Genomic DNA, 16793 nt, shown 5'->3' with positions numbered 1-16793 from the left:
CTACGGCAAATAAATATCCGATTCGACAAATGTTTCTCCGCTTACTGGCATGCGGAGTCAAAATAAATCGCCAGGCTCAGATGTTTCTCCGCTTACTGGCATGCGGAGCTCAAATAAATTGCCAGGCTCAGATTTTGAGGCCCTATCTTTTGATAGGGCCTCGCTTTTTAAGAAGATGTGTGAAATGAAAGAACGTCATTTTTACTTTGTGGCAGATTCTTTTTACAAAGACTTTCCAGACCCGAACCTAATGAGAAACAAAGAAGCCATAAAAAGCAGGATTGTTTGTCAGAAAAAACACCATTTAATGATTTTCTTGTCCGACTTACACAAGACATAAAGGACAAGGCCACTGAGAAAGACAATGAACTGGAACGCTGAGAGAACGAGCTTAACTCGGACATTTTGTCCGACTTAGTATTCTAGTACCCATTGCAGTAATTCATCCTCGTAGCTGATATTGTTCTTAAAATACTTTTGACATATAACAGCTTAAGCGTATAAAATAATAAATACCGTGTTAAGCACCGAGGAAAAATACGCCTACCGAGCGGCGTGACAAATTGCCGGTTTGAATCATTACATCATAGGAAAGCCCTTTGTCGTTATTCGGCAAAGAGCTTTCTTGTTATGAGGGTTTAAAGGCTCTATAATAAATGTTGGGGTGTAACGAATAGAGCCTAAGAAAAAGAGTAAAAAAAGTAGAGCATATTCGATGAAAAACCTTTAAAATGGAAATTACCACTATCCCATGTTGGAGGTCATCGATATGCTCTGTACTCATTCTACCGAAAAACTGCTTGGATTAAAAGGGGTAATCGTAAAAAATGTGAGGCAATTACCCGATAAAACGGAAATTTTCATTGAGTTGCCGAGAAAGCCGCATATTTGCCCTTGCTGTGAACATCAAACCAGCTATGTCCATGATTACCGTTGTCAAACGGTAAAGGACATTCCCGCTTTTGGTAAACACACCAGTTTAATTCTCCGCAAGCGCCGGTATCGCTGCTCTTCCTGCGGAAAGCGTTTCTTTGAACATAACTCGTTTCTGCCAAGATATCACCGCATGACAAATCGATTAGCCGCGTATATCATTTCAAAGCTTTCCGACGTACGTTCCTTTACCAGTGTAGCACGAGAAGTAAATCTTTCGGTTTCAACCATAATCCGGATTTTTGATTGTATCAACTATGGAAAGCCGCAGCAATTACCCGAAGTTGTATCAATTGATGAGTTTAAAGGCAATACAAACAATGAGAAATATCAATGCATTCTGACCGATCCGGTCCGGCACCGAATCCTTGATATTCTTCCTGCTCGTTACAACCACAAGCTGACAGAATATTTTAGCCGGATCGACCGTTCTCAAACCAAGTATTTTGTCAGCGATATGTGGAGTACATATGCTAGTATTGCTCAGACATATTTTAAAAATTCCATTTATGTCATTGACAAATATCATTACATTCGTCAGGTATTTTGGGCTTTTGAAGCTATTCGCAAGGAAGAACAGAAAAGGTTTAGCAAGACCCGAAGAATTTACTTTAAGCGCTCTCGAACCTTGCTGAACAAACGATATGAATTTCTCACTCCGGAGCAAAAACAACAGGTTAATATCATGCTTTATGCAAGCAGCCGTTTGCTGACAGCCTACTCTCTTAAAGAACAGTTTTTCAAAGTTCTTGATTCCTCCGACAGTCAGTCCGCACGGACAGCGCTATCCCATTGGATTATGACCGCACAAAACAGTGGCCTTTCAAGATTTGTTGCTTGTGGAAATACCATGGTGCGCTGGTCAAAAGGTATTCTAAATTCGTTTGATTGCCCTTACACCAATGGTTTTACCGAAGGGGTTAACAACAAGATTAAGGTACTCAAACGCAATGCCTACGGTTATCATAATTTTACCCGCTTTCGTAATCGCATTCTTCACATGTTCCATGTTTCAACGAAAAATGGAGCAGCTTAGTGCCGCTCCATCCCGTGTTTCCATTTTGGGTTACCCCAACTATTGACATAGAGCCTTCATACTTTTCTGCTAAGGAAAAAAGTTAGTTTTCTGCATAAAAAAAAGCCGAAACGGAAAACCGTTTCGGGAAGCAAAATAACAAAGAACCACCTGTTAAAATTTTGGCTTGCCGGTGGATTCTCTTACCACAAGTTCCGGCATCAACAGAAGCCTGTTGACATAATTGCCGTTCATAATTTGTTCCATCACCATGCAGACGTTTTTACCTATCGCCAGACGATCCTGCCGAATCGTAGTTAGCGTCGGTGTTGTGTAAGAAGCAAGCGGAAGATCATCAAATCCTGTAACACTAACATCTTCCGGAACGCGCAAACCCATTCGATACAATTCACGAAGGACACCGTGCGCCAGCAAATCACTTGCACAAACGATTGCCGTAGCGCCTTCCTTAATAAAATGGCCGACAAACTTGCCCGCGCAGTCAGCCATATAATCCCCGTGTGCCACCAGTTCCTCCCGCACGTGCAGGCCGCATTTTTCCATTCCAAGCCGAAAACCAGCCAGTCTCTCCTGTGAAACACGGCTAATAATTTCCCCGTTATAAGCATTGCGATATTCTTGTGCCCTAACCGAGCCAAATGCTCCACAGCGTAATAGATCCCCTGCTGGTTATCAACGCCAACACATGCAACGTTTTTATTATATACAACATTATCCAATAGAACCGTTGGGATTTCTGTTTTGCGCATCTGGGCAATAAAATCATTATGCAGCGTGAAGCCCAGCAAGAATCCGGCCGCGTAATGATTTGCCTTCATATAATTATCATAATTGTATTCGGATTCTTGATTCATGGCAAGCGGCACAATGGACACGTCCCACTTTTTAGCGGTCGCTTCCAATTTAAAACCCACAATGATATCGTAACCGAACTGCTCAATCCGTTCATAGCCCATATTTTCTATAAATACGCAAATTTTCTTCAAACCTGCGCCTGCACGGTTTTGTTTTGGAACATAGCCCATTTTCATCGCAGTATCCAAAATCAGCTGGCGGGTTTTGTCGCTAACGTCGCTGGCACCGCTGAGTCCTTTAGAAACCGTGCTAATAGACAAATGCAATTCATTAGCAATATCTTTTATAGTGGCCACCGCGTTTCACATCCATTTGAAAAATATTTACGAAATTTTCGAAACTGTTTGCATTGTATCACAGAATACCTATCCTGTCAATTATGGACATGCGGCACAACTCCCGAAACACCGTCATACAATATGTAGAAAACATAAGAATCGGGATAAAATAGTTATAGATTGGAAAATGCAACCATACCATTACACAAAATCCGCAAATCCGGACGTATCCAAGGTAAGGTCACAAATGTCAACCACATTCATCGCCGTAATATACTGCTCTTCCAGCGGAATCCATGTTTCCAAAAAATTGTGCAGAGATTGTCCGTTGCCGCGCAGGAAAATTCTCCTCTGCTGCACATTGGGCGAACAAGTCAGAAATACACGATAATCATAAAATACTCTAAAATCCGGATGCAGTGAATAACTGCCCTCCACAACAGCAAATCTTCCGGGCTGCACTGCCCGCGGCGGAAGCATTTCCCCGCTCCGGCAAGAATAAGGGCGATATTGAATCGTTTCCCCTTTGTTCAGCGGAACAAGCACTTCCTTTAAAAAGCGCGCTCGGTCGATATTTCCCGCTGGCTGTGACATCCAGTCGGCGTTTCTGTCCTGAAGCGGCAAATAAAAATCATCCATATGAAAGACACTGCAGCCGAACACCTCTGCCAAAAGATTTGCCAAAAAAGATTTTCCGCTGCCGCATCTGCCATCCAAGGCAAGAATCACCGGTTCTTTCCCCTTATGGGTTTCCAACAGCTTCATCACTGCCTTGAAAACAGGAAGATAGGCATAATAGGATGCCTTCACAACCCGATAGTGGGGATTATATGTTTCCTTATATTTGCGGCTGTGATGAACAGGCCCACCGCCAAAACGAATGTATTCATCCAGAAAGGATTTTATTTCATCTTGACCTGCACAAAGCAGTCCGTTTTGTGCCATGTTTTGCAAAAGTTCCAGTTTCTGCCGAAAACGAATTTGACTGCCAAGATGCGAGTTTGCTGTGGCTGAACACAGCAGATTCAATAGCGGAAGAAAACTTTTCATCTCTTGTCCGGGTGTAAGAAAAATCCGGCATAGGCCGTTTCCAATCGGCTCCATGTACAACTCGCTCCCCGTTTCCTGTTTGCAAGCAGGCAGAGAATAGTATTCGTTCCAGAGGGTCTCCATCCTATCAACGGGGTCATTGATAAAATGAGCGCATCCAAACTCATTTTGATACAGGAGCTTTACATAATCGACCGGCTCCATCTCGGGATATGTCCTGCTGTGCTGCAGAATAATCTCAAAAAGCTCCTCGTCCATACTAGCCTCCGTATTGTATTGCTGCAATCTCGTTATATTATAGCATATGGCGGAAATTTTATCGACTAAAGCGAAAATATAAAACTAATTTTTATTTATTTTTTACAACACAATATCAGCTGACCATAGGAGCTGTTTCCATCCGGGCATAAAATCATCCAGCTGCTTCATAGGAAGATAGTTTCATATATCCCGAAACATTTGGAGGTATTCCAAATCCTGAAACCCAAGCTGACGGTACAGCGAAACCGCCCTTTGATTGCTGCTTTCCACTTCCAACCGAAGACGTTTGGTGTTCTGCGGCAAATGTTCTTTTAAAAACTTGAAAAACGCATGTCCTAATCCATGCTCTCTATATTCCGGCTTCACATACAGTTCCTCAATCCAAACCACCATTCCGCCGGCTTCCTGTGAAAAAGTCTTTGCCAAAAGCGCATAGCCGGCAATTCTTTTGCGGTATTCCATCACATAGGCTTCGGCATATTCCTGTGACCGCATCAATTCCGTAAACGTGCCTTCAAAATGACACGGAGGAACACTGTGGCAGACAGCATCGGACGAATAAAAGTCCTTCGCCATTTTTATGTACTCCGCGCGGTCATCAGGGCTGATTCTTCGAATCATTATGTTATAATCCTGCATACACTTACACCATGTCTGTTGTATTTCTCATCTAGCCGCGCACAGTTGCGGTTGACGACTAATTCAGTCTTTTCGGATATACTGCTGAAGTAATTTAAGCGTGTTGTTCACACCGTCGATATGGGAACGCTCATATCCATGGGAGGCATATACCCCGGCTCCAATCAGCCCGTGTTTCAAATCATAACCCGCAGCCAGTGCGGCATCGGCATCGGAGCCATAATGCGGGTAAACATCCACTGCAAAATCGAGTTTTGCGCTTTCTGCGCAGCGAATCAGCTCCGTGGTAACATCGTAATCATACGGGCCTTGAGAATCTTTAACGCAGATACTCACCATGCGCTCGGTGCAGGCAAGTCCCTCACCCACACAGCCCATATCTACGCTGATAATCTCCTTCGCATCCACGGGCAGAGCACCGCAAGCACCGTGGCCGACCTCTTCATACACGGTGATAAACACATAGACCTTACGCTTGAGTGATATCTTTTTTTCGGAGATGCGTTTCGCAAGCCCCAGTAAAATTGCAACGGACAGCTTATCATCCAGAAAACGGCTTTTGATATATCCGCTTTTGGTGATAACCGTGCGCGGTTCAAAGCAGACAAAATCTCCCGTGCGGATACCAAGTGCTTCCGTATCCTGCTTGGACTTCACATCCTCATCCAACACAATTTCCATATCTTCAAAGGTTCTGCTTTGCTCAGAAAATTTTTTATTAACATGTATCGATGGGTCGTTCATCTGGAGCGTTCCTTCAAACACCTGTCCGGAGCGGGTATAGATTCTGCAATTTTCCGTTTCGCAGTTGTTCGCATTGAGCCCGCCGATGTTTGTAATGCGGAGTCTTCCGTTTTTCTTAATTTCTGCCACCATGCCGCCGAGCGTGTCAATGTGTGCAGAAAGAATCAGCGGATTTCCTTCTCCTCCCAAATCACACACAACACACCCCTTGTTGGTCAGGTACGGCTGAAACCCCAATTTTTGAAATTGCTCCATGGTGTACCGCGTCACTTCACCGGTAAACCCACTGGGACTGTCAATGGACATCAATTTTTTTAGTTGCTCCAAAATATATTCCATATTCTTTCTCCTTCGTCGATTTTATAACCATTTCTAATCATTGCCTTTCCGGCCGTTCTGTGCAAAAAGCTACTGTTCTTCCTCTGTGCCGAGTGGGCGGAAGCGGCCATCCGGTCCTTTCCAACGCAGTTTTCCAATCGTCTTGCGTCCAATCTGAATGGCCTCTTTCGGGCACTGATGAACACACCTCATGCACAGAAAGCAAGTATCGCCAAATCGAACGCCTTCGGTCGTTACTTTTATATTGTCTGCGGGACATATCTTTTCGCAATATCCGCAGCGAATGCAGTTGCCATCCGCGTAGAATTTATCCATAATCCTCCTGCGAAGCGGGGCGTAGCAAAGATGAACTACCCCGTCCGCCAGTGTTCCGATCAATTTCACGGGAATCCGTGCATTCCGAATCTCCCGCGCATGTTTCTCGCCATCGGCAATATCCGACCGAATCTTTTCAACCAGACGGTCAAGAGGTTCTATCCGGCTAAAGTCGCGGCTGCACAGCTTTTTCGCCGCAGGAGAATCTTTCTGCAAAAAGGCCAAAGCATCCGAACCGGGCATGGTGACATCCGCCCACCCGGCTACTCGGCAGCCCACCGCTTTCAAAAGTCCGGCCGCTCGATGCAGGGCATTGCCGGAATACGCCCCCGCCGTGCAAAATAAATATGCCGTGCTCATGCTGTCCGGAGGTATCTGCCTGAGATAATGTTTCATGATATCCGGAACATCACAGGCATAGACAGGAAACCCAAAAATCACAGTATCATATTGGGCGATATCATCGTTGAGCAAACGCTCAATGGACGCAGTCCTAACTTGTATTCCATCCTGCTGCAAATGATTTTTGATATATTTCGCACAATATGCTGTATTGCCGGTACCGCTGAAATATGCAACAAGAATTTTCATGCTTTCCTCCTGTCTGTCAAATAAAACGGCGCATGCAGCCGGTAATTTCAGCTTCTCCTCAACTAATAGTAATCCTCCCACTTACAAAAATCAACCTAGGAAAATCTTTTCCGCATATTGGAGAGTACTGGTATATTTCTCTAAATGTGCTATACTGAAATGGAAAATGGCGGAATGAATCAAAGGAAGTGTCGTTTCATGATTGGGGTTGTTGATGTTGGCGGAGGGCTCCGCGGCATTTACGGCGCCGGCGTTTTTGACCGATGCCTTGGCAGCGGTATTGAATTTGACTACTGCATTGGCGTTTCCGCAGGCAGTGCCAACATTGCGTCCTTTTTATCAAAACAAAAGGGCAGAAACTACAAATTCTATACGGAGTACGCTTTCCGCAGGCAGTACATGAGCCTGCACAATTTGATTCGCACAGGTTCCTATATCGATATGGATTATGTCTACGGCGTTCTCTCCTGTATGAACGGAGAAAATCCGCTGGACTTTAAAACAATTCAGCAATCCCACAGTGCGATGAAAGTTGTTGCGTTAAACGCTCTGACAGGAGAAACCACCTATTTTGACAAAAGCGATATGTCCCAAGACAACTACCATATTCTGAAAGCCTCATCCAGTATTCCCGTCATCTGCAAACCGTATTTTGTAGACGGCGTGCCGTATTACGACGGCGGAATCGCCGACCCTGTTCCCGTGCAAAAGGCGTTTGACGACGGATGCGACAAAGTTGTCCTGATTCTGACTAAACCGAAAGATTTTATTCGGAGTGCAAAAAGAGATGCTCCTTTTGCGCGGCTGCTTCGGCATCGATACCCAAAAGCCGCTGAACGTCTGATGCTGCGTTACCAAACTTACAACGACGGGGTTGCTCTGGCGAAAAAATACGAAAAACAGGGAAAACTCCTCATCATAGCACCGGATGACTGCTGCGGTATGAACACGCTGACAAAGAAAAAAACGTGTATTGACAAGCTCTACCGCAAAGGATATGAGGACGCCGGCGCTATCACGGAATTTTTGTATCCCGCGGAAAACATCTCCGCCTGATATGCCTAACATACCGAACACCCGCAAGTTTGATGCGGAATAAGCAATCATCACAGATTTGATAAACAGAAACCGCCCGCTGTAAAAAGCAGGCGGTCATTTTTGTGTCAGTTTGCTGCTCTTAGAACGGCGAACAGTGGCAAATCACATTTTAGATTTTACAAACATTTTTCGGGGTACCGGCAAGGTAGGCTGCCACATTGTCAAACTCAATTTCAGCTCGGCGCAGCATTGATTCCTCCGAAGCAAATGCCACATGAGGCGTAAGGAGAATGTTCTTCGCGTGCAGCAGCGGATAATCCTCCGGAATGGGCGGTTCCATGTCGAACACATCGACGCCCGCACCCGCAATTTTGCCGCTGTTTAAGGCTTCTGCCAGTGCTTGATTATCCACAATCGCGCCGCGTGCGCAGTTGAGGAATATTGCTCCCGGTTTCATCTGTGCAAACTGCTCTGCCCCGAACATTTTTCTTGTTTCATCCGTCAGCGGAAGGTGCAGCGATACGATATCACTGCTGCGCAGCAGTTCCTCAAGGCCCACAAAGCGGATTCCGGCGGCTTTTGCCTCCTGTGATTCATGCCGTGCAAAACCTAGCAGCTTTGCACCGAACGCACCAAACAGCTGAGCCGTACGGATTCCAATGCGGCCTGTACCGACAATACCAACCGTGCGTCCGCAGATTTCGCGCCCTGTAAGGCCCGCGGAAGTTCCGCCCGTCCTAGCGGCTTCATCTGCTTTGCGAATGTGGCGCAGAACTCCAATTGCCAACCCGACCGCCAGTTCCGCAACGGTTTCATTGGAATAGCCGGCGCAGTTGCAGACGGTGACGCCTTTCTTTTTACAAGCGGTAAGCCCCACATGGTCAATCCCCGTAAATGCGACCGCGAGCATTTTCAATTTCTCCGCCGCTTCCACCACTTCATCCGGATAAGGGTTATTGGCAATCATGACTATGTCAGAATCTTTGGAACGCTCGGCCAATTCCTTTTTATCGGTGGTTTTTGTGTCATAATAGACAAACTCATGTCCCGCCTTGGTCAGCGGAGCGGCCAAATCGCGAATCACATTCTCCGGCACACCGAGAGGCTCCAGCAGACTGATTTTCATTGCAGGCTCTCCTTTCAAATTTGTGTATTCAGGATCGCATTGCTCTGCGGTTCTTTCGTTATACAGCATCTGTGCGGCACAACGTTTCCTACCAAGCTGTTTTCGCCGCAAAATCAGATTGTTTACTTCTGAAAGTATCATAGCATTCGGGCTATGCGATGTCAATTCTTTCCTTGCTGCATCATGCATATGTTTTTTAGCTGTTATCAAAATAAACTTGAGGTGATGCACAATGGATTACTCCCGATACTATGAATTTCCTTTCCCCTCCAAGTTAAGTAAAGAAGAAGAAAAACTGAAAGCCTATTTTTTGTCTTTGCCGGACGATGACCAGCTGCGGCTTTTAAACGGCAGCAAATCCTATGAAGAATTTCTCAACAGAGTAAAACAAAACATGCCCCGACAGAATCGCTCTGCAATTTCATAATCTCTTCGCTCTCGTTTTATTATAGAAAAAGCCCTCCCGCATATGCCGGAGGGCTTTTTTATAATACCCGCGTAAAACACATATCCTGTTCGCTACTCTGCCGGTTTAGAGCTGCCGGACTCTTCTTCACCCTTTTGGGATGGATTTTTCGCTGTACCGGTAGCGGCTGCATCAACCATGCCTTCGCCCACAATGTAGGCCACAACTGAGCCGAGCGCCATAATCACACCGGTAATCTGCGAAGTGTCCGTGCCGGGACTAAACAGTGCGATAACACCCACTACCAAGCCCGAAAGAGCAACCCAGAATTTGCGCGAGGACAGTTTTGTTTTCCAATCCATAAGAACCCCTCCTTTCCGCCGGGAGAACCCCGCTGTTCATTTATGCAGTTCATCCCGCAGTTCATCAATGCGGAAATGTGCTTGTTTGGCAGACTGCTCCACAACAACAACCCGTTCTACAATGGCCTCTATTCGGGCACTGTTGGCCGCCTCCTGTTTCGCTATATTTTCCAGCTTATCATTAACCTGACGAAGGACCTCTGTGGTTTTTCCGTCCTGCCGCGCCTCGGATCTCATGGAGCGCAGCAGTGTAACCAGCAGCGAGAGAAGTGCCACCAGCGTGCTGATGAGAGCGATCCAATTTTGTATTGACAAAGTCATCCCACCTCAAGTCATCCCACCTTACGTTATATGGTAAACAAATCGCTTCAAAGGTTTTTCACCCGGCGCCGCAGTGTAAATTCCGGTTTCCATTCCGGATGTTCCGATAGCCACCAATGCAAACAGTTGTTCGTTCCCCTGCTTAGGGAACGGAACAACGGTGACAACGCCGCCTGTCCCGGCTGTAACGAACACTTGCTGCGGACAGATGGTCTTAATTGTGTAATACCCGCCGTGTGATCGGGAAACATCCATGGTTGTGTCGATTTGCACCGCTGTGTCAACAGTTGAAAAATCGTGGAACACAGTATTAAGGTCCACGTTTCCGGAGATTCCGGGCACTTTTCCCGAACTTGTAGTTTGCTGTAAGGCACAATCTGTGTCCGGCTCACCGGCATAGTCCGCAAGCCACATATACCAAGAGGCAACCGTTTCTGCGGTATAAACATTCCTCCGGTAGTCATTGTTCATATACAAAACGGCATTGAATCCGTCCGCTTTTGCCGCGCTGAGAAACGTATTAGCCATGCTGTTAATCAGCGTTTTAGACGGAGAATCGCCGTGAACCTTTTTATAGTAGTCAACGGAATCATATTCATAGTCATACGCCACAAACGATATCATGTGGCGGTATGGTTCAATCACCTGCCTGCAGATCGTCCATTCTTTCAGGGCATTCCCCTCGGAATCCGCATAGGAAAACCAGTAGACGGCCGTTTTAAGGCCCGCCCGTGCGGCACCGGTGATGTTCTCCCGAAATCGTGCATCCATCTGCGAAAGGCTTTTTCCGTAACCGGCCCGCACAATCGCGCCCTTGATACCGGAACCGGCCACTTTCTCCCAATCAATTGCCCCGTTGTGGACAGAAACATCAATCCATTTTTCACTCAATGCGGACACCCGCCTTTCGCTGAGAATCCTGTTTCAAGGAGAAACCGGGCAGTTTCAAAAGGAGTCACTTTTTCCGCCCGCACCTGCCGTTTGAAAGCAATATCCGGGGTAAGAAACACAGCAAATTTATCGTATTTTTTGCCTGTCACAATTCATTTCTCCTTTCTTTACAGCCCTCTATATACCAATATGTTGCCAACTCAACGTGCGTACCACAATCATACTGAGATAACCACACCTCCTTTTCAAACAACCGCTCCATCAGCGCTCAATTTGCCCTATGAAGGCTCATAAAAACAAAAAAATTGGACCCGGACTAAAAATTTGTCCGGATCCATTATGAAATTCATAGCTTTCGGCAGCTTTGATTCGCTGTTTGAAAAAGCGTCTCCTCACGCATGCCAAACAAAAAAGGATGCCCTCGCCTTCAGCTTCGGTTGCATCCAATTCTGCGAAATCTTTCATATCTGCGATTTAAAAGTTCTTCCGTGCTAAGTGCGCGGTTTTTATTTAAAGTGTTGATAAGCTGGATTTTTAAAAACGCACAGATTTTGGCAAATCCTATGCCTTCCGGTACAATTCTGTCAATCACATGCATAGAAAGTAAATCCTGTGCCGTAATCTTCAGATGTTTTGCTGCATCCCCCACTCGTGTGGGGTCTTTCCACAAGATACTGGCGCATCCTTCCGGAGAAATGACGGAATACACGGCGTTTTCCAGCATCCACACCTCGTCTGCAACCGCCAGCGCTAGTGCGCCGCCGCTTCCGCCTTCCCCTATCAATATTGAAATAATGGGAACTTTAAGGCCCATCATCTCCATCAAATTTTCAGCAATAGCCTGACCCTGCCCGCGTTCCTCCGCGCCCATGCCGCAGTATGCACCGGATGTATCCACAAAGCAGATAACGGGGCGGCCAAATTTTTCGGCAAGTTTCATTTGCCGAAGAGCCTTTCGATACCCTTCCGGATGAGCGGACCCGAAATTCCGCGCAATTCTTTCTTTTGTTCCGTGCCCTTTTTCAATTCCGATGACTGTTACGGGAATTCTGCCAAGGCGTCCAATTCCCGCAATAATCGCTTTATCGTCACCAAAGCGCCGGTCTCCGTGCAGTTCAACAAAGTCCAAAAACAACCTGCTGATGTAATCCTTTGCGGTTGCGCGGTTATCCGCCCTTGCCGCAAGCAGCTTTTCATAGGCATTCAAACTGACGCACCTCCCGCATGGAGCTCCAGTAATCTGGCGAGCAATTGTTTTTGTGTTTTCCGATTGGTTATCTTATCAACGAAACCTTTTTCAAGCAGAAACTCCGCCCGTTGAAATCCCGGGGGCAATTTACGCCGAATGGTCTGCTCAATGACCCTCGGTCCCGCAAAACCGATTAACGCACCGGGCTCCGCCAAAATGATATCGGCTTCCATGGCAAAACTGGCTGTGACGCCGCCGGTTGTGGGGTTGGTTAAAACTACGATGTAAAGCAGTCCGGCATCACTGTGCCTGCGGACGGCTCCGCTGGTTTTGGCCATCTGCATGAGTGACAGAATTCCCTCCTGCATACGGGCTCCGCCTGAAGCGGCGAACCCGATGACAGGCAGCCTCTGCTCTGTTGCGTATTCAAAAAGCCGAGTGATTTTTTCACCCACTGCTGTTCCCATACTGCCCATCATAAAGGCAGGCTCCATGGCAAAGATACAGCAGGGAAAACCTCCGATTCGGCAGACGCCGCAGACAACTTCATCGTTCCCGCCTGCCTTTTTGCGTGCTTGGTTCAGCTTTTGGTCATATCCCGGGAAATTTAGAATATTGGAAGACACAATATCCGCATTTTGTTCTCGAAACGTGCCTTTATCGGCAATGAGCGCAATCCGGCACCTTGCTCCAATGCGAAAATGCCCCCCGCAGCGCGGGCAAACATAGCTGTTTTCCATCACCGCATCCCGAAACAGCATCTTTCCGCAAGCAGAGCAGGTGACACACATTTCATCGGGAACGGCGGGGCCGGGTGTGCGATCCCGTTTATATTCGCCTTCCAAATCGTTCTTTGGATGTTTAAAAATACCTCTGCGAATCATACGCGCCCTCGCTGTTCAAGAAAAGATGTTGTATAGCGTCCGGTCTGAAATGCGTCCTCCTGCAGCAATTCCAGAAGAAAGTCCCCGTTATGATCCACTCCTTCAATCACAAGTTCGCACAAAGCGGCCTGCATTTTGCGGATTGCCTCTTCCCTTGTTCTCGCATGAACAATCAGTTTGCCAATCATGGAATCGTAAAACGGCGGAACCACATAATCCGGGTACAGTGCGGTATCAAACCGAACAAACGGCCCGCCCGGAATATGCATCAGTGAAATTTTTCCGCATCCCGGCCGGAAATTTTCTTTCGGATTTTCAGCGTTAATGCGGCATTCAATTGCATGTCCCCGCAAAGAAACATCCTCAGAGGTAAAATCCAGCGGCATTCCGGCCGCGATTCTAATCTGCCACTTTACCAAGTCAATCCCCGTGACCATTTCCGTTACCGGATGCTCTACCTGAAGACGGGTATTCATCTCCATAAAATAAAAGAAACCGTCGCGGTCCATCAAAAATTCAACCGTACCGGCACCCGTATATCCAACTGAGCGCATCGCCTTTTCGCACAATCTGGAAAGTTCTGACCTTTGAATAGCCGTTACCGCCGGGGAAGGACTTTCTTCCATTACCTTCTGGTTTTTCCGCTGCATGGAGCAGTCTCTTTCCCCAAGACAGACGATATGGCCGAATGTATCACACAACACCTGCATTTCGATATGTTTAACGTTAGTCATATACTTTTCCAGATACATGCCGCCGTCGCCGAACGCATTTTTTGCTTCTTCGGAAGCCTGAGAGAAGACTTTGTCAAATTCACTTTCCTCCCGGATCAAGCGGATACCACGTCCTCCGCCCCCCGCACGGGCTTTTATCAGCAGGGGGTATCCAATTTCAGCCGCCGCTTTCTTGGCTTCCTGTGGTTCTTGCACCAATCCCGAACCCGGTATCACAGGTACCGAAGCGGCACGCATGGTCCGTTTGGCCTCGTCCTTATCCCCCATCTTTGAAAGCACTTCGGGGGAAGGCCCGATAAATGTAATACCGTACTCTGCACACAGTTTAGCAAACTCGGCATTTTCCGAAAGCAGCCCATACCCCGGATGAATAGCCTGCGCGCCGCTTACAATTGCTGCAGATAAAATGGCATTCATATTTAAATAGCTGTCTTTTGCATGTGCGGGACCAATGCAGTAACATTCATCGGCAAGGCTGACATGCAGCGCATCCCGATCCGCCTGTGAATAAACAGCAACAGTGGAGATACCCATCTCCCGGCAGGCTCGGATAATCCGCACGGCAATTTCGCCGCGATTGGCTATCAGGATTTTGGAGAACAAGATAACTCGCCCCCCGTCTGAACCAAGGCAAACGAAAACTCCCCGCTGACACAGAGTTTCCCGTTTACAAACCCGGAGCCTTTGGCAAAAAAGAATGGTCCTTTCTTTTTGACAAGTTCACAGACCATTTCTATTCGGTCTCCGGGTACAATATTCCTGCGAAACCGAACTTTGTCAAGGCCTGCAAACATCGGTGTGCCGCCTGCATGTTCCGCATCCAGCAAGACACAACAGGTCTGCGCCATCATTTCACATTGTATTACGCCGGGAACAATCGGCATTCCCGGGAAATGTCCCTGCAGGAACCATTCGTCGCCCCGCACCGTATAAACCCCGTGCGCCTTTCCATCCTCGCCTTTTTCCGCTTCGTCAATTAAGAGCATGGGCGGCCTATGGGGCAATATTTTCATCAATTCTTCACGATTCATGGGCTCCTCCGTTCCGCCTTTGAGGCTGTAAAATCCCGGCAAAGCTTTCAGTCAGCTGCCGCCGGTCTACACAATTTTAAACAGCGTTTGTCCGTATTCAACCACCTGTTCGTTTTCCACGCAGACTTCAATAATCTTGCAGTCCTCTTCCGCATTGACCTCGTTCATCAGTTTCATTGCCTCAATAATGCAAAGAACATCACCTTTTTTTACATGACTGCCTTCTTTAACAAACGGTTCCCCGTCCGGAGACGGTGCCGCATAGAACACACCGACCATGGGAGATTTGATTTCCCGATAGTTTTGTTCTTCTTGCACCGGTGCGGGCTGTGCCGACGGAATGTTTGGCGCTGTGCCCGCCGCGGGAACTGCCGGAACTACGGCGGTATTCTCCTGACGTTCCAGTCTGATTTTATCCTCACCCGAGCTCAATTCCAAAGCCGTTAGGCCATTGTCTTTTAAAATCTGCGCTAATGCGCGAACCTGCTTTAGATTCATCACGCCGAACGTTCCTCCATTCCTTTTCGAAAAGCCAAACAGGCGTTATGCCCACCGAACCCGAGGGAGATGGAAAGTGCGGAAGTCGGGGCCGCGTGCACCGCGCGGTTAGGTACATAGTTTAAATCGCAGTCCGGGTCCGGCTCTTTGTATCCGATCGTGGGCGGAATGATTCCCGTATCAAGTGCAAGGACGGAAGCAACCGCTTCCACTGCACCGGCAGCACCCAGCATATGCCCCGTCATGGATTTTGTGGAACTAATGTAGGCTTTTTGTGCAAGGTCCGGCAGTGCTTTTTTAATGGCAAGCGTCTCGGTTTTGTCGTTAAGCGGTGTTCCGGTCCCATGTGCATTAATATACAGGACATCCTCCGCCCCGATTCCAGCCTCCTGCGCCGCCAGCCGAATAGCTTCTGCACCGCCGCGCGCCTGAGGATGCGGTGCGGTCGGGTGATACGCGTCGCAGGTATTGCCGTATCCGGTGATTTCCGCATAGATTTTCGCACCGCGTGAAACCGCATGTTCATATTCTTCCAGCACTAGGATTCCGGCACCTTCCCCAATGACAAATCCATCCCGTCTTTTGTCAAACGGAAGGGAACTATTGAGTGGATCATTCTTTGTGGAAAGGGCCATACAGTTGACAAACCCCGCCACGGTAAGAGGCACAACGGAAGCCTCCGTTCCGCCCGCCAAAATTGCATCTGCATAACCGTATTGAATCGCACGAAACGCCTCCCCGATTGTATGGGATGATGTGGCGCATGCAGTTACAACCGGCAGGCAAGGCCCCTGCGCATTGTATCGAATTGCGATGTTGCCGGCGGCCATATTGCTAATCATCTTGGGAATAAAATGCGGAGAAATGCGGGACGGACCCCGGGTTAGAAGTTTCTGCGTCTCTTCCACAATCGTATGGATGCCACCGATGCCGGAACCGACATAAACCCCCAGTCGGCGCGGATCAATATCGGAAAGGCCGCTGTCGCGCATTGCCTGATCGGCAGCTGCCAATGCAAACTGTGAAAACAAATCCGTTTTTCGAATCATGCTTTTTTCCATACAGCAGGCAGGGTCAAAGTTTTTTACCTCTCCCGCGATTTGCACCTTAAAATCGGTGGCGTCAAATTTAGTGATAAACCCGATACCGCACTTTCCGGCGGTCAGGCTGTTCCAGAAATCCTGCACGCAGTTTCCCACCGGAGAAACTACACCAAGTCCCGTTACGGCTACTCTTCTCATTGTTCAGACTCCTTTTCCGGCATGCGGAATA

Annotated in this window: 18 protein-coding genes and 1 pseudogene; 2 read left to right on the top strand and 17 right to left on the bottom strand. The window is 47.6% G+C overall.

The window, feature by feature from the left end:
* The first annotated feature begins 769 nt into the window (after positions 1-769).
* The gene (locus NOG13_RS03045; protein ID WP_283110037.1) at positions 770-1969 is read left to right on the top strand and encodes an ISL3 family transposase; all 1200 of its coding nucleotides are present in this window, start codon (positions 770-772) and stop codon (positions 1967-1969) included.
* A 153-nt stretch (positions 1970-2122) separates the two neighbouring features.
* Here the strand turns inward: NOG13_RS03045 and NOG13_RS09490 are convergent, their stop codons facing one another.
* The 6 genes and pseudogenes from NOG13_RS09490 to NOG13_RS03020 form a co-directional block, all read right to left on the bottom strand.
* The gene (locus NOG13_RS09490; RefSeq protein ID WP_428849324.1) at positions 2123-2512 is read right to left on the bottom strand and encodes a LacI family DNA-binding transcriptional regulator; all 390 of its coding nucleotides are present in this window, start codon (positions 2510-2512) and stop codon (positions 2123-2125) included.
* A gap of 119 nt (positions 2513-2631) precedes the next feature.
* Positions 2632-3120 (bottom strand): annotated as a pseudogene (locus NOG13_RS09485) (LacI family DNA-binding transcriptional regulator); the annotation flags it as partial.
* A 183-nt stretch (positions 3121-3303) separates the two neighbouring features.
* Positions 3304-4410: a uridine kinase family protein gene (locus NOG13_RS03035; protein WP_283110814.1), complete on the bottom strand. Its 1107-nt coding sequence runs from the start codon at positions 4408-4410 to the stop codon at positions 3304-3306.
* 183 nt (positions 4411-4593) lie between these two features.
* Positions 4594-5034, bottom strand: a complete 441-nt coding sequence (locus NOG13_RS03030; RefSeq protein WP_283110813.1) for a GNAT family N-acetyltransferase — start codon at positions 5032-5034, stop codon at positions 4594-4596.
* Positions 5035-5115: 81 nt separating this feature from the next.
* Entirely contained in the window at positions 5116-6135 is a 1020-nt protein-coding gene (locus NOG13_RS03025) for a M42 family metallopeptidase (RefSeq protein WP_283110812.1), read from the bottom strand.
* Positions 6136-6204: 69 nt separating this feature from the next.
* Complete coding sequence (locus NOG13_RS03020; protein WP_283110811.1) at positions 6205-7041, bottom strand: EFR1 family ferrodoxin; 837 nt, start codon at positions 7039-7041, stop codon at positions 6205-6207.
* Between the two features lie 198 nt (positions 7042-7239).
* Here NOG13_RS03020 and NOG13_RS03015 point away from each other — a divergent pair, with 198 nt between their 5' ends.
* The gene (locus tag NOG13_RS03015; protein ID WP_283110810.1) at positions 7240-8097 is read left to right on the top strand and encodes a patatin-like phospholipase family protein; all 858 of its coding nucleotides are present in this window, start codon (positions 7240-7242) and stop codon (positions 8095-8097) included.
* A 151-nt stretch (positions 8098-8248) separates the two neighbouring features.
* On the opposite strand, the gene NOG13_RS03010 is transcribed toward NOG13_RS03015, so the two are convergent.
* The 11 genes from NOG13_RS03010 to fabF all read right to left on the bottom strand — a co-directional run bounded on the left by NOG13_RS03010 (position 8249) and on the right by fabF (position 16762).
* Positions 8249-9205, bottom strand: coding sequence for a 2-hydroxyacid dehydrogenase (locus NOG13_RS03010; protein ID WP_283110809.1), 957 nt, complete (start codon positions 9203-9205; stop codon positions 8249-8251).
* 519 nt (positions 9206-9724) lie between these two features.
* Positions 9725-9973 (bottom strand): phage holin family protein, encoded by a 249-nt coding sequence (locus NOG13_RS03005; RefSeq protein WP_283110808.1) that lies wholly within the window; start codon positions 9971-9973, stop codon positions 9725-9727.
* A gap of 36 nt (positions 9974-10009) precedes the next feature.
* Positions 10010-10288, bottom strand: coding sequence for a hypothetical protein (locus NOG13_RS03000; protein WP_283110807.1), 279 nt, complete (start codon positions 10286-10288; stop codon positions 10010-10012).
* 27 nt (positions 10289-10315) lie between these two features.
* On the bottom strand, positions 10316-11185 hold the full coding sequence (locus NOG13_RS02995) for a GH25 family lysozyme (protein WP_283110806.1): 870 nt from the start codon (positions 11183-11185) through the stop codon (positions 10316-10318).
* On the bottom strand, positions 11182-11334 hold the full coding sequence (locus NOG13_RS02990) for a hypothetical protein (protein ID WP_283110805.1): 153 nt from the start codon (positions 11332-11334) through the stop codon (positions 11182-11184). The genes NOG13_RS02995 and NOG13_RS02990 overlap by 4 nt, the downstream gene beginning before the upstream one ends.
* A 278-nt stretch (positions 11335-11612) precedes the next feature.
* Positions 11613-12392 carry an acetyl-CoA carboxylase carboxyltransferase subunit alpha gene (locus tag NOG13_RS02985; RefSeq protein WP_283110804.1) on the bottom strand — a complete coding sequence of 260 codons (780 nt, stop codon included), beginning with the start codon at positions 12390-12392 and terminating at the stop codon, positions 11613-11615.
* Positions 12389-13258, bottom strand: a complete 870-nt coding sequence (gene accD, locus NOG13_RS02980) for an acetyl-CoA carboxylase, carboxyltransferase subunit beta (RefSeq protein WP_283110803.1) — start codon at positions 13256-13258, stop codon at positions 12389-12391. Before accD ends, NOG13_RS02985 begins: the two co-directional genes overlap by 4 nt.
* Positions 13255-14595, bottom strand: coding sequence for an acetyl-CoA carboxylase biotin carboxylase subunit (gene accC, locus NOG13_RS02975; protein ID WP_283110802.1), 1341 nt, complete (start codon positions 14593-14595; stop codon positions 13255-13257). Before accC ends, accD begins: the two co-directional genes overlap by 4 nt.
* Positions 14577-15023: a 3-hydroxyacyl-ACP dehydratase FabZ gene (gene fabZ, locus NOG13_RS02970; protein ID WP_283110801.1), complete on the bottom strand. Its 447-nt coding sequence runs from the start codon at positions 15021-15023 to the stop codon at positions 14577-14579. Before fabZ ends, accC begins: the two co-directional genes overlap by 19 nt.
* Before the next feature lie 66 nt (positions 15024-15089).
* Entirely contained in the window at positions 15090-15521 is a 432-nt protein-coding gene (gene accB, locus NOG13_RS02965; protein ID WP_283111138.1) for an acetyl-CoA carboxylase biotin carboxyl carrier protein, read from the bottom strand.
* Positions 15521-16762: a beta-ketoacyl-ACP synthase II gene (gene fabF, locus NOG13_RS02960; RefSeq protein WP_283110800.1), complete on the bottom strand. Its 1242-nt coding sequence runs from the start codon at positions 16760-16762 to the stop codon at positions 15521-15523. Before fabF ends, accB begins: the two co-directional genes overlap by 1 nt.
* Positions 16763-16793: the final 31 nt, after the last annotated feature.

Source organism: Thermocaproicibacter melissae, from assembly GCF_024498295.1.
Taxonomy (GTDB): domain Bacteria; phylum Bacillota; class Clostridia; order Oscillospirales; family Acutalibacteraceae; genus Thermocaproicibacter; species Thermocaproicibacter melissae.
This window is presented reverse-complemented; position numbering and strand designations above follow the sequence as displayed.